A 19,444-nucleotide genomic window follows, 5' to 3' on the forward strand; every position below is an offset into this window, starting at 1 on the left:
TTGAAAAAAAACTATATAATTATATTATTATTTATATTGATAAATGCTGTGTTTTTTTCTGTTAATTTCGATATAGGAATGTCCTTTTTAACTGGTGAGAATAATTGGAACATGGCTTTAAGATTGGGGCTTGAAGAAGAGAATTTTGCGTTTTCAAGTGATATAACATATGTTTCTACACCGAATTTTAGTTTTATAACAATAATGGATGTAAGTACTTCAATATTAAAGATAAATGATAATAGCTATGTAAATTTTGGTATAGCATGGTTTAATGATAGAATAACAGATGAAGCAACGCAGAATAGAAGTATATTTTTGATGTATTCTGGTTTGAATTTGAGTATTAAAAATTTAGCTTTAAAATTTGGGTTTGGATATCCATTATCTCAAAAAGAATATTCTAATAATTTGAGTGATTATATGTTTTTTAAAATAACCTACATAGTACCTCCACCAGAAGATTTTATAGATGATTTGAAAATAGAGTTTCGATTTTTAAATGGTAGAAAAGATTTTTCATTATATTTTTCGGAGCCAATAAAATGAAAAAAGGCTTTTTAATGATTGAAACGTTATTTTCAATGATAGCGATATCTATAATATCAATAATTGTCCTTGCCCTGTTTGCAAGGACAATTATTATGTTTAATAACGTGTTAGAGATGGAATTTAACAAAATAAATGTAGAAAATTCCATTATAAATCTTTTTCGATTTTTTCGTGATGATATAAAAGTAGATACAGTTACCTTTAAAGATGCTGGATACAAAAAATACTTTGAATTTGAACGAAAAAATGGAGAGAAAGCTCAGCTTGAGAAAATATCTAATTATTTAAAATTAGTGTATATAGACGTTTATAATAAGAAGACATATGAATATCTATATACAGGTAAAGAAATTGATATAAATAAAATAGGAAGTTTTTTAGAATTTAATTTTGAAGAATATAATTTAAATATATATTCCAGGGAGTGGTAAAATGGCAAACCCAATAATAGAAGCTTATAAAATACTTCAGGAAAAAATAAGGCAGGATAATATGAGGTTATATCTTGAACTTCTGGACTCCAGAGTGTCGACTGTAAAAGCAAAATCTATTCAGGAATTATTAAAACAAAAAGTTGAAGTTACACATATTCACGAAATGCTTGAAGACAATAGTCCTGATGTAAGAATTTCTGCACTGAAATATCTTGAAAAAATGGGAAGATTGGATTGCGAAATATTAAAAGAATTATTCAAGGATGTTTCATCAACAATCAGAAAAGAAGCCGTTAAATTATATCTTTCTCTTGGTTGTGAGAATTTTGAATATATATATCCACTTGCAAAAGATCCGGATTTTAAAGTGCGTTTTCAATTAATAAGCTCTTTTATAGAATTTTATCCCGAAGATTTGGATAAAATGAAGGAAAAATTTATAGGTGAAACAAATCCTCAGATAAAAATATTATTGAATATAACAGAAAATATTAGCGAAGTTGTTTTGTCAAATGATGTACCTTTAAACTTAAAAAAATTAATATTAAAGCGTTATTTTGAATCAAATGATTCGGTAACTGTATATAATACATTTAGCAATATTTATAAAGAGGCAGATAAAACAATAAAAATAATTTTAATAAAATATATATCTGGCTTACCCTGTGAAATATCGAAGACGTTTTTTACTAAAAATATTGAAGACGAAACAAATATAGAATTGTTATTTGAATTGGTGAACAGAGGTAAAAAAATCTGTGGAAATGATATAATTCCCGATTTTGCTATAGAGAAATTTATCGACAGTGAAATAACAAAAATTAAAAATTTTGGATTTAAATTAGCTGCAGAAAAAGATGATATGGGATATGTTGATTATGCGAGAGAATTGTTAGAGGTAGTCGAAGATGAGTTGTTAAATGGTCCGGTGAATTATCTTTTGCATTTTTTGGATTATACATTACTTGAAAAAGTTCCAGAATTTTTAGAATCAGTATCAGTAAAAAGAAAGAATTATGCATTACAGATAATAAAGAAATTAAAGGCTGAACAATTTTTAATGGAAGTATCTAAAATTGCTGAAAATAAAAAATTTCCAGTAAATTTAAGAAAGAATGCCTTAAGTATATTAAAAGTTTTAAAAGCTAATAATTTTTGGGAAACGCCTTTTAATATTTTAAAAGATGAAGCTGAAAATGGAACATTGAAATTAACAGCTCTTACAACTTTGCTGAAATTAAACCCAGAGGTAATGCCAAATGTTCTTGAATGAAATTTTTGGAAATAAATGTAAAATTTGCAAAAAAGATATTTTACCAAATAAAATAATATGCGAGTCTTGTGAAGACTCGCTTTTTCACCCTTCTTTTATAGAAAATGATAATATTATTTATTTTGCAGGCGTTTATGAGAAACCGTTATCTTCTTTGATAAAAGAATTTAAATTTAAACAAAATATACATTTAGCGAAAATTTTCTCAAAATTATTATATAAAACATATAAATATTATAATATTGATTTTTATGAATTTCCTGAAATTGTCTATATACCTTCCATAAAAAAACATTTAAAAATAAGAGGATACAACCCTGTATATTTAATATCAAAAGAATTCTCTAAATTAACGGGATTTAAATTGAATCATAATTTAAAAATACAAAAAGGATATACAAAAACTCAAATAGAAGCATTAAATTATTATCAAAGAATAAAACAGGTAAAAAATAAATTCATATTTGAAAAAAAAGATGAAAAAAATTATCTATTAATAGATGATGTATATACCACAGGAGCTACTGTTAATGAGGCTATTAAAAATTTAGATGGCAATGTTATTACCATAGTTCTTTGCAGGAATGTAAAAAAGCAATAATCTTTAATAAATTTAGTATCTCGTTATTATTTATGAATAAAATGGGTTACATAGAGAATGCTTTATATTATTCCTGTTTGCTAAAAAAAAATATATGATACAATTTAAAGGGTTGGAAATTTAAATTATGTATAAAAATGGGGGTTAAATAATGATAATAGACAAAAAACTATCCAGATTATTGGAGAGTGAAGAACCAAGCATTCAAGAATTAAGAAATATAGCTAAAAATATGGGGATTAAATTAAAGAGATCAATGAGAAAAAAAGATATTATAAAAGTAATAAAAAATAAGTTGTTGCAGTTAAAGGAAGAGGGGTTGATAACAGATACTTCAAACCAATTATCGTATCAAATACCCCATATTAATGGTATTGATCTGATAAAAAACAATCAAGAAATGTTAAATGAAAACATTTTTATAATAAATAGTGTTAATGCAAATTGGATATATGCAGTTTGGAATTTTTCCAAGGAAATGATACAAAAAATAGATAAAATACCTGAAAGTTCAAAAATCGTAATGAGATTTTATGATGTAACAAATAAAGATTTCGCGATAGATGAAGCAAATAGAATTTATGAATCTTTAGATAATTTGAGAGAATATAAAAGTTATTACTTTTTTATTCCAGGATCAAATGCTGAATATATCGCGGAAATTGGATATTTAGATGAAATAAAAAATTTTAATGCTTTGATTAGAAGTAATAGGTTGATAATGCCATCAGAAAATATAAATATTGCGGAAAATGTGGTCATATATAATCCTAAAACGAACAAAAAAAGAAAATTGAAAAAAAAGATAAATATAAATATAGTTGAAAAAATCCCTGGATTGTCGAGTAATAATATGGTATTGCCTCAATTAGGAAATAGACCTCCTATATCCGGTGGCGGTTCATTTGTATGGAATCTTTATTCTTTAAATAGGGGGATAAAAAAATGAATAATGGGAATATAATATTTGTACTTCATTCGCATTTGCCATATGTTAGACATCCTGATTATGAAGAATTTATGGAAGAAAGATGGTTATTTGAAGCAATAACAGAAACGTATATTCCACTGATTAGAGTTTTTCAAAATCTTGAAAAAAAAGGTATAAAATTTAAATTAGTAATGAGTTTTTCTCCTACTTTAATTGAAATGTTAAATAGTATGGATTTGCAGGAAAAATATGTTAGATATCTAAAAAAAATTATAGAATTATCAGAAAAAGAATATGAAAGAACCAAAGATGAAGAATTAATAAAACACAAAATGGCAGATTATTATAAAAATAACTTTAAAGAAATATTAGAAATATTCGAAAAGATGTATAATAAAAATATATTAGATGCATTTAAAGAGTATTATGAAAAAGGTTATCTGGAATTAATAACAACATCTGCGACGCATGCGGTTTTACCGATATATTCTGAATATCCTGAAATAGTAAAGCTTCAAATAAAATATGGTTTAGAAACATTCAAAAAAGCTTTTGGTTTTTATCCAAAAGGTTTTTGGCTCCCGGAACTTGGATATTATGAAGGTTTAGATATATATTTAAATCAATACGAAATTGAATACACCTTTGTTGAAAAAAATGGGTTAATATATGGTAATCCATATCCAATATATAATGTATATAATCCAGTCATAACGAATTCAAGTATTTTTGTATTTTCAAGAGATAAAGACAATAATATAGAAATTTTTGACACAGAGTTTGGATATTTAAATGATCCCAGATACAGAGAATTTTATCGGGACATAGGTTTTGATAGAGAATATGAATATATAAAAGATTATATAGATAAAAGTGGTGTTAGATGTAATACAGGAATAAAATATCATAAAATAACAGGTAAGGACAAAGAACTATTTGATAAAATGTTATATGATATAGATGAAGCCTATACAGCAGTAAAAAGTAATGCAGAAGATTTTGTTCAAAAAAGATTAAAGCAATTAAAGGAGTTAAATGTGGAATATCCAGATTTAGAACCGACAATGGTATATGCTTTTGATACAGAATTTTTTGGTCATTGGTGGTATGAAGGAATTATGTTTTTAGAAAAAGTAATAGAAAAGGTATATAATACAGAAGAATTGAAACTGGAAAATCCAAAAAATATTTTAAAGAGGGTTGAAGAAGTACAGATTGTAAATCCTTCAAGATCAACGTGGGGAATAAATGGTTTTTTTGAAGAATGGATAAATGGAAATAACGATTGGATATATCCTGCAATTTATGAAATGATTGAAATATTAAAGGTGAAAATGAATAAAAAATATAGCGATGTAGAAAAAAATATAATATCTTTAATGATAAAAGAGCTAATGTTGGCACAATCAAGTGATTGGGTATTTATTATTAGTTCTGGTACAACCGTAGAGTATGCCGTTAACAGAATAAAAACACATGTGAAACGTTTTTTTGAACTTAATGCAATGCTTGAGAGTGGAAAAATTGAAAAAAATAAGTTAAAATATTATATGTGGGTGGATAAAATTTTTGAGAACATTGATTATAATGATGTTACTATGTAATCAATATCTGAAAGGAGGGCATAAGAGTGCCAGAAAAATATTTTGAAATCAGATGGCATGGAAGAGCTGGACAGGGTGCAAAAAGTGCTTCACAATTTTTGACTGAAGCAGCTGTTGAGGCAGGAAAATATTCAACAGCATTCCCCGAATACGGAGCAGAAAGGTCAGGAGCTCCAATGAAAGCTTTCAACAGAATAGCAGATGTTCCTATTAGAATAAGAAGTGGAATTGAAAATCCTGATGTTGTTGTTATTTTTGACGATACTATGTTGGGATTGCCAGAATTAACAGCTGGATTGTCAGAGGATAAAATAATGTTAGTAAACACAGTTTTATCACCTGAAGAAGTTAAAGAAAGAACAGGATTTAGTGGTAAAATATATACAATACCAGCAACAGATATAGCTTTAGAAGAGATAAAAAGAGGAATTCCTAACACAGTTATGATAGGTGCTTTAGTAAAATTAACAAATATAGTTCCTTTAGATGTAGTAAAAGCAAAGGTTAAGAAAACATTTGAGAAAAAATTTGCACCAGAAGTAGTTGAAGCAAACATCAGAGCAGTTGAAAGGGGTTATCAGGAGGTGAAAGGTAATGCCTAAATACGATAGCTGGAAAGAAATGCCAATTGCAGGAGTTATTGATAAACCAGCTACAGCAAGAGAATATAATACAGGTACATGGAGAATAATGAGACCAATTGTGAATAAAGATGCATGTATTAATTGTATGCAATGCTGGTTATATTGTCCAGATATGGCAATTGAAGGAAAAGTAAAAGAAGATGGAAAAACAGAAATGATAGGGTTTGATTATAATTATTGTAAAGGTTGTGGAACATGTGCAAAGGTATGTCCTGTAAATGCAATTGAAATGAAACCTGAAACGGAATTTTTAAAATAAGGAGGTTGAATATAAATGCCTACAAAGTTAGCAATAACTGGTGCAGCTGCAGTAGCTCATGCAATGAGACAGATAAATCCTGATGTTGTGGCTGCATATCCAATAACACCACAGACTCCAATAGTTGAATATTTCGCACAATTTGTAGCTGATGGTGCAGTAGATACCGTAATGGTACCTGTTGAATCAGAACACTCAGCAATGAGTGCGGTTGTTGGTTCAGCTGCTGCTGGAGCAAGAACAATGACAGCAACAGCTGCAAATGGATTAGCTTTAATGTTTGAAATAGTTTATATTGCAGCATCAATGAGATTGCCAATTGTAATGCCAATTGTAAATAGAGCATTATCAGGACCTATAAATATACATGGTGATCACTCAGATGCATATGCTGTAAGAGATGCAGGATGGATACAATTATTTGCAGAAAATTCTCAAGAAGCTTATGATATGACAATTATAGCAACTAAATTAGCTGAAAGAGAAGAAGTATTAACTCCGGCCATGGTAAATTTAGATGGATTTATTACATCACATGGTGTTGAAGGAGTAGAAATTTTAGATGATGAAGCTGTAAAGAATTTTGTTGGATTATGGGAACCTAAATATCCATTATTGGACATTGATAATCCGATTACACACGGTCCATTGGACTTGTTTGACTATTATTTTGAACATCATAGACAACAACAGGAAGGTTTGAAAAATGCTTATAAAGCATTACCAGAAGTATTTGCAGAATATGAAAAAATATCAGGAAGAAAATATGATTTCCTTGATTTATATAGAATGGACGATGCTGAATATGTAATGGTTGTATTAAATTCGGCAGCTTCAACAGCAAAATATGTAGTTGATGAATTAAGAGAAAAAGGCATAAAAGCAGGATTGGTAAAACCATGGGTATTTACACCATTCCCTAAAAAGGAAATTTTATCAGTTCTTGATGGAAGAAAAGCAGTAGTTGTTCTTGATAGAGCTATGTCATTTGGTAAAGAAGCTCCATTATATTCATTAATAAAATCAGCATTATATGAAGCAAAAGAAAAACCAATGATAGGTTCATACGTATATGGATTGGGTGGAAGAGATGTAACACCAGCGATGTTACATATTCCATTCGAAGAAGCAATTAAAGGTGAATTAGATCCAAATGATGAAAGATATCTTGGCTTAAAAGAATAATTGGAGGTGAACAATAGTGCCTGTAAATATGAAACAATTAATTAATTTGGTAGATAAAGAAGATTGGCCATTTACTCAAGGTCATAGATTATGTCCGGGATGTAATGCACCAATGGTAGCAAAATGGGCAACAATGACTGCAAAAGCTTTAGGATACGAACCTGTAGTTGGTGCCGCAACTGGATGTTTGGAAGTTTCAACAACAATATATCCATTTACAGCATGGAATATACCATATATACATAATGCATTTGAAAACGTAGCAGCAACAATTTCCGGTGCTGAAGCAGCATATAGATCATTAAAAAATAGAGGAAGACTAAAGACAGATAAACCTATTAAATTTATCGCATTTGGTGGAGACGGAGGAACATATGATATAGGTCTTCAATCATTATCAGGAGCAATTGAAAGAGGTCACGATTTCTTATACATTTTATATGATAATGAAGGATATATGAACACAGGAAACCAGAGATCAGGTTCAACACCTCCAGGTGCAGATGCAACAACAGAACCAATTGGAAAAGTAAAAACAGGAAAAGTAATGTTTAAAAAGAACATAGTAGAAATAATTGGAGCTCATGAAAATGTTTATGCTGCAACTGCATCCACATCAGATCCTTTTGATTTTATGGCAAAGGTTGAAAAAGGATTAAAACATGAAGGTCCAGCATTTATAGCAGTATTGGCTCCATGTGTAAGATTCTGGAGAATTCCTGAAAGTGATGGTCCAGCTATAACCAAATTAGCTGTTGAAACAAAGTACTGGCCATTATATGAAATTGACAGAGGAGTTTATAAAATAACAAGAAAACCGAGAAACTTTAAGCCAATCGAAGAATATATCAGGTCAATAGGAAGATTTAGAAAAGCTCTTCAACATCCAGAATATATGGAAATGATAGAAGAAATGCAAAAATATGTTGATACAAGATGGGAAAGATTGTTAAAATTTGAAGAAGCAACAAAAGATATGTACCTAAGATAATAAAAATAAAAACCGGGGCTAGCCCCCGGTTTTTAGGCTATTATAATAACATGCAGGAATAGAGGGGGTTTATAGATGAGAGATTGGTTTGTTAAATGGGAAAAGGCTATAGTTATAGTGATTGTAGTATTATTTACTGCAGGAATAGTCTGGTGGTCAATTGCAGCATATTTGGGAGCATCAAAAGCAAAAGCGAGTTCCAATACACCATCAAAAGACAATGCAACAGCAGTTTTAACAAAAGACGGTACAGAATTAGATTATCCATATTGGATAATGAGTTATGAAATTAATGATGAAGTAAATCAAATGAGACAACAGTATACAGCTTATGGACAAAAATTGGATCCGGTATTTGATGAATTAACCTTATCATATAGTGCGGTAAAAAAATTATTTGATATAAAAGTCATAGAATATTATGCAGATAAAAACAATTTAGCACCGACGGATAAAGAAGTTGAAACTGAATTTAATAAATTTATAGATGACCAGATAGCAAAGTTAAAAGAGAATCAGGATACATGGAAAAAATATTTAGATTATTATAAATCTGAAGATAATTTAAGAAATATAATAAAAGCAAATTATAAGAATGCTTACAGGATACAACTAATAATAGACAGAGTGAAAAATGAGGTTTCAAAAGTATCAAAAGAAGAAGGGTTAAAATATTTAAAAGATAATTTTGAGGATTTGAAAAAACAATATGAAGAAATAAAAGCACAACATATATTGGTTTCTGATGAAGCTACAGCCAATAAAATAAAACAAATGATAGAAAATAAAGAAATAACTTTTGAAGATGCAGCATCTAAATACTCGAAAGATACATCAAATGCAACAAGTGGAGGAGAATTAGGATGGTTTAAACATAATACAATGGTGAAAGAGTTTGAAGATGCTTCATTTAATGCAACAGTGGGTGAATTAGTTGGGCCTGTAAAAACCAACTATGGATATCATATAATAAGAGTGCAGGATAAAAAAGTATTTAATAATCCAGAAGATATAATGAATAAATTTCCGGAAATTTATAGTGAAATAGAAAAGAAATTAAAAGATGAAAAGTTTATTACATGGGTAAAAGAATATAAAGAAAATGAAAAATTGGGATTAGAATACTTAGATGAAGATTTAAAATTATATGATGAATACGTTGTTTTGAGTGAATCAAAAGATGAACAAAAAATTCGTGAATTTATAAAATCATTAGAGCAATATATATTTGAAAATGATGAACTTGCAGTGGATGCATCCACAAATGAAGAAGCTATATATATAAATGCAACAAATCTATTAAAAGATATATTAAATCAAAAGTTAGACAAATTCACAAAATACCTAACATTAAAAGATTCAGTTGATCCAGAGATTTTAAAATTAGGATTAGATGAAATAAATAAAAAATATAATGAATTAAGTGAAAAAATGAAAAATGTACAGGGTGAAGAATATACAAAATTATTAAAAGAAAGATTTAAATATGAAGATGCTAAAGATTTCTTAGAAATAAAAGAAGAGTTAAAAGATTATACAGATTCGGAAATAGCAGAAAACAAAGTAAAATTACAAAAAGAAATGGAAGTTTTAAAAGCTAAAAGAATAAAAGTATTAGACGAATTATTTGCAGAATATCCGAGTTCAAACAAAACAGTTGAGTTCTATTATCAAGAAGCACCAGAGAATTACGAAGTAGCATTAAAATATTCTGAAAACAAAATTGATACATATAAACAATATTTACGATATATAGATGCAAATGCGATGTTCCAATATTTTGGACAACAGCTAAAAGAGATTAATTTTAATTTAAATAGAATAGCATTTTCTAAAGCATCAACAGAAACAAGAATAGAGGCACTTGAAACATTAATAGATTTCAATGATACATTCAGTCAAAATACATTCTCAAAAATAGGATATTTAGAAGAGATTAAGAAATTAGATCCAAAATATCCAGGTATAGACAAAATGATAGAAGATGCAGAAAAAGAATACGAGTCTCAAAATGCGACAGAAACAAGTAAATAGTATATAATTTTAAATTTAACAGGAGAGCTAATGCTCTCCTGTTTTTGTTATTTATGTATGTAGAAAGATAAGTTGTAATTTTTAATAATTATTAACAAAATAAAAAAAACCACTTTAATAAAACATTAATAACTATAATCGCTTGTAGTTTCCTTTTATTAACTATAAATATATTTGTTATATTTTTAATAAAGTGGTAATATAAAAATAAGGGGGTGAATACAGTGGAAAAGTTTTATGAAAAAACATTATTAGAAGAACTCCACGATATTCAAGATACTTATGGATATATTCCAGAAGAACAGATTATTAGAATTGCTAAAGCAAAAAAAATACCAAAGTCGCAATTGTATGGTGTAATTTCTTTTTATTCAATGTTTCATGTTGAACCAAGAGGAAGATATATCATACGTGTTTGTAATAGTCTTTCATGTCATCTCAATAGTGCCGAGGATGTTGTTGAAACTATAAAAGAATTTTTAGGAATAGACTCGGGAGAAACTACTTCGGATAAAAAATTTACTCTTGAAGTTGTGGAATGTTTGGGGCATTGTGGTGAAGGGCCTGTAATGTTAGTAAATAATAAAATCTATACTAAACTTACACCTCAACAGGCCATTTCAATTTTAAAAGAATGTATATAAGGTGGTGAAGTTATGATAAAAGAAAAAATATTTTTAAAATCGGATCTTGATAAAACAATGGAAAATTATGAATTTATTGGGTTGAAAAATTCATTAAAATTAGATTCAGAAAATATTGTGAAAAAAATAACCGAATCAGGATTAAGAGGAAGAGGTGGGGCTGGTTTTCCAACTGGGAAAAAATGGCAATTTGCACTTTCTCAAAAAAGTGATGTGAAATTTTTAATATGTAATGCAGATGAAGGAGAACCAGGAACGTTTAAGGATAGGTTTCTTCTTGAAAATATGCCATTTAAAGTTTTGGAGGGCATAATAATAGCAGCATATACAGTTAAGGCAAATTATGGCTACATTTATATTAGGGGTGAATATTCAAATGCTATAGAAATTTTTGAAAAAACAATAAAAGATGCCTATCATAGAGGGTTGTTAGGTAAAGATATATTGGGTAGTGGTTTTGATTTTGAATTAAAATTGATAAAAGGTGCTGGGGCATATGTATGTGGAGATGAAACATCATTAATAAATTCTATAGAAGGGAAAAGAGGATTTTCAAGGATAAAACCGCCATATCCTGTTCAAAAAGGTTTATTTGATAAACCAACTGTAGTAAATAATGTAGAGACATTGACTGCTGTGGCTGAAATTATGAAATATGAAGATAATATATATTCAAAACTTGGAACAGAAAAAAGTCGCGGAACAAAATTAGTTTCTATAAATGGTGATGTTAAATTACCAGATGTATATGAAATCGAATTTGGTAGTATGACCGTAAAAGATATTATTGAATTAGCGGGTGGTTCAAAAGATGAAATTAATTTTGTAGTTCCTGGTGGAATAGCAACATCTATTTTAAAGGACGAAGAATTAGATGTATTATATACTTATGAAGACTTGGAAAAATCCGGTTCATCTATAGGTTCTGGTGGGATGATAGTAGTTTCAAAAAAACATGATTTACTGGATATATTATTAAATGTTTCTGAATTCTTTGTAAAAGAAACATGTGGAACTTGTTTTCCGTGTAGAGAGGGAAATAGAAATATAAGAGAAATATTATTAAAAATGAAAAGAAAGGGATATAAAGAAGAATACAAAAAGATAATAGGTGATTTAAAAGAATCGATAATGCTTGCAGCAAGGTGCGGTTTTGGACAATCATCAGTTAATTTTATTTATTCAGTTTTGGAGAAATATTTTTATGAAGAAGTAAAATGATTTTTAATAAAAAATAAAAAAAGTTAATCACACCGGAGGTGTTATTATGAAAATCACTATTAATAATAGAGAATATGATATGCCTGAAAATATTACTATACTTGAAGCGGTTAAAAAAGCTAATATAAAAATTCCAACATTATGTTATATAGAAAATATGGAACCATATGGTGGATGTAGATTGTGTGTAGTTGAAGTTGAAGGGTCAAAGACACTTGTTCCATCGTGTGCTGTTAATATAAGTGATGGTATGAAAATAAAAACACATTCTGAAAAAGTAAGAAAAGTTAGAAAAACAATAATGCAATTAATAGTTGCTTCACATGGGATAAGCTGTGAATTAAACTGTTTAACCTGTCCTCGTTCAACAACATGTGAGTTAAAAATTATAGCGGAAGAAATTGGAGTTACAAAAATAGATATTCCACCTGTGGAAAAAAATTTGCCATCTGATTTTTCAAGTTTTTCAATAGTTAGAGAACCTACAAAATGTATAGTTTGTGGAAGATGTATAAGAGCTTGTTCTAATATACAAGGAGTTAATATTTTCACATTTGCAAATAGAGGACCTAATACAATAGTAACCACTTTCTTAGACGAGGGTATGGGGAATGTTGATTGTACAAATTGTGGTCAATGTGTTATGAATTGTCCTACAGGAGCTTTACATGAAGTATACCATATTGATGGTGTGTGGAAGGCTTTAAATGATCCTGATAAAATTACAGTAGTACAAACAGCACCTGCTGTAAGAGTAGCCCTTGGAGAACCTTTTGGTATGGAACCTGGAACAATTTCTACAGGTAAAATGGTATCGGCATTAAGACTTCTTGGATTTGACAGGGTATTTGATACTAATTTTACAGCAGATTTAACTATAGTAGAAGAAGGAACGGAATTTATCCATAGGTTTAAAGAAGGTGGGAAATTGCCGTTATTTACATCATGTAGTCCCGGATGGATCAAATTTATTGAACATAATTATCCTGAATATCTTCCTAACCTTTCAACTGCCAAATCACCACAACAAATGTTTGGTGCAGTTGCAAAACATTATTATGCAAAAAAATTAGGAGTACCAAAAGAGAAATTAGTAGTTGTTTCAATAATGCCATGTACAGCCAAAAAATATGAAATGAATAGGCCAGAGCTTGCAGGAGATGTTGATTTTGTGCTGACAACAAGAGAATTAGCAAAAATGATAAAAGAATCTGGAATTGATTTTAGAAATTTACCTGAGGAAGAGTATGATAATCCATTTGGAATATCAACTGGAGCAGGTGTTATTTTTGGCGCATCAGGTGGAGTTATGGAAGCAGCTTTAAGAACAGCATATGAGATATTGACAGGAAAAGAATTGGAAAAATTAGATTTTGTTAGCGTGAGAGGTTTAACAAAGGTAAAAGAAGCTGAAGTTGAAATTAATGGGAAAACAATTAAAGTTGCGGTTGTAAATACCCTTGGAGCGGCAAGAAAATTACTTGAAAAAATTAAAAATGGTGAAGTTGAATATCATTTTGTTGAATTTATGGCTTGTCCTGGAGGTTGTATTGGTGGAGGAGGACAACCAATACCAACAAACGAAGAGGTTTTATTAAAGAGAATGGAATCAATTTATGAAATTGACTATGATTCGAAATTGAGAAAATCGCATGAAAATCCTGCAGTAAAAGAGCTATATAAAGAATTTCTCAAAGAACCAAATAGTGAAATTGCACATCATTATTTACATACACATTATATAGCACGAAATTAATACTATTTAATTCAAAAAACTCCGGAATTCTCCGGAGTTTTTTTGTTTTTTTCAAAAATATTTGAAAATCTTATTAAATCATATTTTAATACTATATTCACGTGAAAAATATGGACTTTTCATAAAGTGACTTTAAAAAGAATCTTTTTTAGTTTAGATCAATTATATCAAAAGAATTAAAAGTCAAATCCATTATAAGCATTTTGTTAATAAGAGCATTTTTATAATCACCAAGTAATATTTTTATTGCTTCATTGACCTGTAAAGATGCGATTATTGATACTGAATATGGAACTACTAATTTTATTTCTTTTGAATCTTCAATATTTCCCAGTATTTCTCTTAACGATTTTGTTTTTCCTGGTATAATATCCGTTACCTGGCCAAAAAATCTTTCTACGCCTCCATGAATAAGAGGAATATTAATTTCATGTATTTTTTTATCTAAAATTTTTCGGCTTTCAAAATTATCAAAACAATCTATTGCAATATCTACAGAAGGCAATATAGTATTTTCTTCTATTTTTTCATCATGAATATGTATTTCAATATCAGGATTAATTTTTGTTAATTTTTCTTTTGCCACAAAAACTTTTTTCTTTCCCAGATCTTCAATATCGTATAATATTTGTCTATTAAGATCTGGCATATCTAAAATACCAGAATCGAAAATATGTATTTCTCCAATACCCAATCTTGAAAGATTCATTAAAACATTGCTACCCAATCCACCAGCACCTGCTACCAAAACCTTTGAATTTCTAATTTTTTCAAAATTATTATATAAGTTTTTATGTCTTGAATATCTTTCCATATTAACCACCACCTGTTATAGGAAAAGAGTTTCAAAATTGCCTTTGCTTTAATTTTACCACATTTTCATAAATCTTTCAACCAAAAATGATAAAGTAATAATTTTTTTGATTAAAAAAGCTTTTTAAAAGAATTCTTTATTTATATTTTTAAAGTATATATGAATTTTTCTCCATTCCCATCATATATTTCAAATCTAATTTTTTCAATTGTTAAATTGTAATTTTCATTTTCATCTTTTTCAACTTCAAAATCAAAATCTTCTTCATTTTTTATAACTAATAGTTTAATTTTAGCATACTTCCCATTTTTAAAATCATATGTTTCTCCATCATCTTCAAAATATGTAAATTCAGCTTTATCGGTGACTAATCCTATTACAGTTAACTCCTTTATAGCTTTTTCATTCACATAATTAACACTGTCTTCATTCAATATGATTAATGAATTTTCTTTTATAAATATAGGAATTTCATTTAATTTTGCTTCTACATAATGTGTTCCAGGTTTAAAAATTTTTATTTTTCGTTCATTTAATTTAGATGCTTTCCAATATAACCATTTCTTTTCTGGCAAATAAACAAATCTACCTTTTGCATTTGGCTGTATTACAGGGGCTGCCATTAATGAATTTCCAACCATAAATTGATCCTCAATATCTTTTGACAATTCATCATTAAAATATAAGAATAAAGGAGAGATAAAGGGCTTTAAATTTTCAATTGAATTAAAAAATTCAGAATATAAATAAGGAATTAAACCGTATCTTAATCTTATAATATTTTTTAATATTTCTTCGATTTTTCCATCAAATGCCCAGGGTTCTTGGTTTCTTGTTCCTAATGCAGAATGATTTCTGTATAATGGGGAAAATATTCCCAATTGCATCCATCTTATAACAAGTTCTGGTGATGAATTGCTTCCAAATCCACCAATATCAGCACCAGTATAGAAAAATCCTGCCATATTAAGTGAAATGAGCATTCTTATGTTCACAAGCATGTGTTCCCACCAGGACATATTATCTCCCATCCATATTGTTGCGATTCTATGATGTCCTGCATAACTACTTCTTGACAATAACAAATAGCGTTTATTTGGTATGAGTTTTTCAAATCCTTCAACTGTAGCCTTTGTCATATAATAACCATATAAATTATGCAATTTTTCATTTGAGTAGTTTCCCTGCGGTGTTTCGTGATAAAAGCTTTTATAATATTCTCTATTATTTGATAATTTATTTACTTCATCTTTTATTATAAAAAATTCTAATCCTATTTCTTTGTTTAGCATTTTATTGATCTTTTTAAGATAATTTTTCAATGATTTCGGAACGAAAAAGATTGAAGGTTCATTCATGTCATTCCAAAAACCAGTAATTCCAAGATCTGTAAATATTTTATATTTTTCTCCCCACCATTTTCTAACATCTGGATTTAAAAAATCCGGAAAATGTGTGTGTCCTGGCCAAACCGTTGCAACAAAATAATTTCCGTTGATATCTTTACAAAAATATTCATTTTTAATCCCTTCTTCATAGATATTATAATCTTCTTCAATTTTTACACCAGGGTCTATTATTGGTATAAGCTTGAAACCGTTTGCATTCATTTCTTTAACAAAATTTGGGAAATTTGGGAATTTTTCCTCATCTATAGTGAATACTTTGTAATTTTTCATATAGTCTATATCCATATATATTGCATCGCAAGGTATTTCTTTTTTTCTAAAGTTTTCTGCGACTTCCTTGATAGTTTCTGCATTTGGATAACTCCATCTACATTGTTGATAACCAAAGGCCCATTTTGGTGGAATATATGGTTCCCCTGTTAATCTTAAATATTCCTGTATTACTTCTAAATTATTATTTGAGTTAAATATGTATAAATCAAAATCTTTTGAATTTATTGTTATTTCCATTAAATCAAATTTATTATAACCAATATCAAAAATTATTTCTGATGGATAGTCAATAAAAAAACCGAATTTTTCATCTATAATAACAAATGGATGTGAGCCATATAATGATTCTTTTTCAGGGGTGTGTATAGGGTCATCAGTGGCGTATAATCTGTATAACTTTCCTCTTTTATTTAATCCACCTAATGTTTGCCCTAAACCATAAATTCTGTCAGAATCTTCTAAATTAAGTTTTAAAATTGTTTGATTTTCATTTTCTTCTAATTCAAAAAAATCTAAGTTTTTTGATTCTTCAAAATTCAAATTATTTTTTTCTACAATAGCAGCTTCTGTTTCAAAAGGATTTCCAAATCTGTATAATGTTGTGAAATTTAAAAGTTTTGCCTTTTTCATTTTATCCTCTCCTTTTGTTAGAAAAATACTTTTTCATTAAGATTTGCAAATAAAAAAAGGAACACCCTGATTCAATGCAAAAACATTGACTTGAACCAAAAAACAAGAGAAAGGGTGCCCAATTCAATCTTATCACAAAAATGAATAGAAATCAATAATTTTATCCTGATAATTTTAATTATAAAAATGAATCAAATATATTTTTATATTAAAAGACTATCCAAAAAGTCAAATTCACTCAAACAGCTCGATTAATAATCCTTAAAATTATTCATTCTCAGCCGTCGCATCGATTTTTCATCCCTGAAAAAGTTTCACTCAAAAAAACATCCTGTTTTTTTGACGGCTTTCATTCACGCTTAGATTTTTTATAAAAAATCTAAGATAAATAGTTTTTTTAATATTTTATAGAAAACAAAAATTTAAACAAATAGCCCACCGCAGGAGAGCGGTAGCTCAGAAATTTTTTATAAAATCAAAATTATTTAAACCAATACCAGCGGTAGCGTGTAAGGACAATCTGCGAGTTTTCGCTTGCTTTACTAATTGGACATTGTAATATTATTACAAAGATGGGGATAGAATAATTATGATATAATAGATATAGACATCAAATTACCCGCGGTAGCGTGAATATTTGCAAAGCAAATATAGATCTGTTTTTTATTAATATCTATTTTAAACCTATAACCCGCCGTAGGCGTGAATATTTTCTTTGAAAATATTGAAATGTTTTTATTTTAAAATATTAAATTTTAATCCTAATCCCTACCGGAGGTATGTCATGTGGAGGTGAGCCATGAGAAAAAAAATACCATATGGAGAACAAAACTTTGAAAGAGTAATAATGCAGAATTATTATTACATAGATAGAACACAATATATAGAAAAATTAGAATCATTAAATGAAAAAAATATAGTGTTTTTAAGACCAAGAAAATTTGGAAAAACATTGTTCTTAGATACACTTGCAAAGTATTATGATATCAATTATGCAGAGAAATTTGAAGAATTATTTAAAAACTTATACATAGGAAAAAATCCAACATCGTTAAAAAACAATTATTATATTTTAAAAATGAATTTTTCTGGAATACAAACAGAAAATAAAGAAAAATTAATAAATAGTTTTAAAAATAACATTATAGTTTCGCTTGAAAATTTCAACAATAGATATAAAGTAAAATTAAAAATAGAAAAGGAATATATAGAACCAGCAGATATACTTAGAGCTTTTTTGAATAATGCAATTGATATATTAGATAAACCAATATATTTATTAATAGATGAATATGATCACTTTGCGAATGAACTATTGAGTTTTAACCTTGATTTATTCAAAGACAGCGTAACAAAACATGGATTTGTAAGGAAATTCTATGAAGAAATAAAAAAAGGAACGGAAACAATAATAGAAAGACTATTCATGACAGGTGTAAGTCCAATAATGCTGGACTCATTAACCAGCGGATTTAACATAACAATGAGTATTACCACAAAACCAGAATTCAATGAAATGCTTGGATTCAAAGAAGAAGAAGTAAAAGAATTATTGGAATATTATGACATATATTCAGAAAAATTATTAAAAGAAATGCAGGAAAATTATAATGGATATAGGTTCAATATAAAAGCCAAAAACAGGGTATATAACCCTGATATGGTATTTTATTTTATAATAGAATATCTAAGAGAAAAATTACCACCAGAAAAAATAATAGATGACAACATAATGAGTGATTACAAAAAAGTACAGAATCTATTTAGCTTAGGAGAATTACTTGGAGTAAAAATAGACAAAGACAACAAAAAAGAACTAACAGAAAAAGAAAAACAAGAAGCAAAAGAAAGTCCAAAAAAAATAATAGGTAAATTACTAAATGAAATACTATTAACAGGAAGAACAACATTACCAGAACTCACAACAATGTTCAACCCAGGAAAAAGGATAGAAATAAAAGATATAAAATCATTATTATTCTATCTGGGATTCATGACATTTGAAAAAGAAGGATTAAGGACATATTTAAAAATACCAAATTACTCAATGAAAAAAATATTCTCAGAATATTTCACAGAATACATAGAAGAAAGGCTAACAGAATATATAGACACAGATGAAATAGAAAATGCAATAATAACGATATTAGAAGACGGAGAAATAGAACCATTTGCAAAAGAAATAGAAA

At 28.3% G+C, this 19,444-nt stretch carries 17 protein-coding genes; 15 read left to right on the forward strand and 2 right to left on the reverse strand.

Features of this window, described 5'->3' with window-relative positions:
- The 14 genes from X274_RS05655 (at position 1) to X274_RS05720 (ending at position 14,129) form a co-directional block, all read left to right on the forward strand.
- Complete coding sequence (locus tag X274_RS05655) at positions 1 to 549, forward strand: hypothetical protein (protein ID WP_047265843.1); 549 nt, start codon at positions 1 to 3, stop codon at positions 547 to 549.
- Positions 546 to 983: a hypothetical protein gene (locus tag X274_RS05660; RefSeq protein WP_047265844.1), complete on the forward strand. Its 438-nt coding sequence runs from the start codon at positions 546 to 548 to the stop codon at positions 981 to 983. Before X274_RS05655 ends, X274_RS05660 begins: the two co-directional genes overlap by 4 nt.
- 1 nt (position 984) lies before the next feature.
- Entirely contained in the window at positions 985 to 2,259 is a 1,275-nt protein-coding gene (locus X274_RS05665) for a HEAT repeat domain-containing protein (RefSeq protein ID WP_047265845.1), read from the forward strand.
- Positions 2,246 to 2,860, forward strand: a complete 615-nt coding sequence (locus tag X274_RS05670; RefSeq protein WP_047265846.1) for a ComF family protein — start codon at positions 2,246 to 2,248, stop codon at positions 2,858 to 2,860. The genes X274_RS05665 and X274_RS05670 overlap by 14 nt, the downstream gene beginning before the upstream one ends.
- Before the next feature lie 151 nt (positions 2,861 to 3,011).
- Positions 3,012 to 3,809 carry a DUF4912 domain-containing protein gene (locus X274_RS05675; protein ID WP_047265847.1) on the forward strand — a complete coding sequence of 266 codons (798 nt, stop codon included), beginning with the start codon at positions 3,012 to 3,014 and terminating at the stop codon, positions 3,807 to 3,809.
- Positions 3,806 to 5,395, forward strand: a complete 1,590-nt coding sequence (locus X274_RS05680; protein WP_047265848.1) for a glycoside hydrolase family 57 protein — start codon at positions 3,806 to 3,808, stop codon at positions 5,393 to 5,395. The genes X274_RS05675 and X274_RS05680 overlap by 4 nt, the downstream gene beginning before the upstream one ends.
- A gap of 26 nt (positions 5,396 to 5,421) precedes the next feature.
- A complete protein-coding gene (locus tag X274_RS05685; RefSeq protein WP_047265849.1) occupies positions 5,422 to 5,997 on the forward strand; it encodes a 2-oxoacid:acceptor oxidoreductase family protein in 576 nt (191 codons plus the stop codon).
- Positions 5,990 to 6,298 (forward strand): 4Fe-4S binding protein, encoded by a 309-nt coding sequence (locus tag X274_RS05690; protein WP_047265850.1) that lies wholly within the window; start codon positions 5,990 to 5,992, stop codon positions 6,296 to 6,298. The genes X274_RS05685 and X274_RS05690 overlap by 8 nt, the downstream gene beginning before the upstream one ends.
- 15 nt (positions 6,299 to 6,313) lie before the next feature.
- On the forward strand, positions 6,314 to 7,483 hold the full coding sequence (porA, locus tag X274_RS05695) for a pyruvate ferredoxin oxidoreductase (protein WP_047265851.1): 1,170 nt from the start codon (positions 6,314 to 6,316) through the stop codon (positions 7,481 to 7,483).
- A 16-nt stretch (positions 7,484 to 7,499) separates the two neighbouring features.
- A complete protein-coding gene (locus X274_RS05700; RefSeq protein WP_047265852.1) occupies positions 7,500 to 8,474 on the forward strand; it encodes a thiamine pyrophosphate-dependent enzyme in 975 nt (324 codons plus the stop codon).
- Positions 8,475 to 8,549: 75 nt separating this feature from the next.
- A complete protein-coding gene (locus X274_RS05705; protein WP_047265853.1) occupies positions 8,550 to 10,508 on the forward strand; it encodes a peptidylprolyl isomerase in 1,959 nt (652 codons plus the stop codon).
- Between the two features lie 224 nt (positions 10,509 to 10,732).
- Positions 10,733 to 11,152 carry an NADH-quinone oxidoreductase subunit NuoE gene (gene nuoE / locus X274_RS05710; RefSeq protein ID WP_052913193.1) on the forward strand — a complete coding sequence of 140 codons (420 nt, stop codon included), beginning with the start codon at positions 10,733 to 10,735 and terminating at the stop codon, positions 11,150 to 11,152.
- A 12-nt stretch (positions 11,153 to 11,164) separates the two neighbouring features.
- Positions 11,165 to 12,373 carry a complex I 51 kDa subunit family protein gene (locus X274_RS05715; protein ID WP_047265855.1) on the forward strand — a complete coding sequence of 403 codons (1,209 nt, stop codon included), beginning with the start codon at positions 11,165 to 11,167 and terminating at the stop codon, positions 12,371 to 12,373.
- A gap of 46 nt (positions 12,374 to 12,419) precedes the next feature.
- Positions 12,420 to 14,129 (forward strand): NADH-dependent [FeFe] hydrogenase, group A6, encoded by a 1,710-nt coding sequence (locus tag X274_RS05720; protein WP_047265856.1) that lies wholly within the window; start codon positions 12,420 to 12,422, stop codon positions 14,127 to 14,129.
- 148 nt (positions 14,130 to 14,277) lie between these two features.
- Here the strand turns inward: X274_RS05720 and X274_RS05725 are convergent, their stop codons facing one another.
- Both X274_RS05725 and X274_RS05730 read right to left on the reverse strand, forming a co-directional pair.
- Positions 14,278 to 14,943 (reverse strand): HesA/MoeB/ThiF family protein, encoded by a 666-nt coding sequence (locus X274_RS05725; protein WP_052913194.1) that lies wholly within the window; start codon positions 14,941 to 14,943, stop codon positions 14,278 to 14,280.
- A 140-nt stretch (positions 14,944 to 15,083) separates the two neighbouring features.
- Positions 15,084 to 17,255 carry a TIM-barrel domain-containing protein gene (locus X274_RS05730; protein WP_047265858.1) on the reverse strand — a complete coding sequence of 724 codons (2,172 nt, stop codon included), beginning with the start codon at positions 17,253 to 17,255 and terminating at the stop codon, positions 15,084 to 15,086.
- A gap of 799 nt (positions 17,256 to 18,054) precedes the next feature.
- On the opposite strand from X274_RS05730, the gene X274_RS05735 reads away from it, so the two are divergent.
- Positions 18,055 to 19,444, forward strand: a 1,390-nt coding sequence (locus X274_RS05735) for an AAA family ATPase (RefSeq protein ID WP_047265859.1), incomplete at its 3' end; no start/stop codon positions are given.

The sequence above is a fragment of the Marinitoga sp. 1155 genome (assembly GCF_001021175.1).
Taxonomy (GTDB): domain Bacteria; phylum Thermotogota; class Thermotogae; order Petrotogales; family Petrotogaceae; genus Marinitoga.

Coding starts and splice junctions, on each gene's coding strand:
- X274_RS05660 (WP_047265844.1), top strand. CDS start 546: ATGAAAAAAGGCTTTTTAATGATTGAAACGTTATTTTCAATGATAGCG.
- X274_RS05665 (WP_047265845.1), top strand. CDS start 985: ATGGCAAACCCAATAATAGAAGCTTATAAAATACTTCAGGAAAAAATA.
- X274_RS05670 (WP_047265846.1), top strand. CDS start 2,246: ATGTTCTTGAATGAAATTTTTGGAAATAAATGTAAAATTTGCAAAAAA.
- X274_RS05675 (WP_047265847.1), top strand. CDS start 3,012: ATGATAATAGACAAAAAACTATCCAGATTATTGGAGAGTGAAGAACCA.
- X274_RS05680 (WP_047265848.1), top strand. CDS start 3,806: ATGAATAATGGGAATATAATATTTGTACTTCATTCGCATTTGCCATAT.
- X274_RS05690 (WP_047265850.1), top strand. CDS start 5,990: ATGCCTAAATACGATAGCTGGAAAGAAATGCCAATTGCAGGAGTTATT.
- porA (WP_047265851.1), top strand. CDS start 6,314: ATGCCTACAAAGTTAGCAATAACTGGTGCAGCTGCAGTAGCTCATGCA.
- X274_RS05705 (WP_047265853.1), top strand. CDS start 8,550: ATGAGAGATTGGTTTGTTAAATGGGAAAAGGCTATAGTTATAGTGATT.
- X274_RS05715 (WP_047265855.1), top strand. CDS start 11,165: ATGATAAAAGAAAAAATATTTTTAAAATCGGATCTTGATAAAACAATG.
- X274_RS05720 (WP_047265856.1), top strand. CDS start 12,420: ATGAAAATCACTATTAATAATAGAGAATATGATATGCCTGAAAATATT.
- X274_RS05725 (WP_052913194.1), bottom strand. CDS start 14,943: ATGGAAAGATATTCAAGACATAAAAACTTATATAATAATTTTGAAAAA.
- X274_RS05730 (WP_047265858.1), bottom strand. CDS start 17,255: ATGAAAAAGGCAAAACTTTTAAATTTCACAACATTATACAGATTTGGA.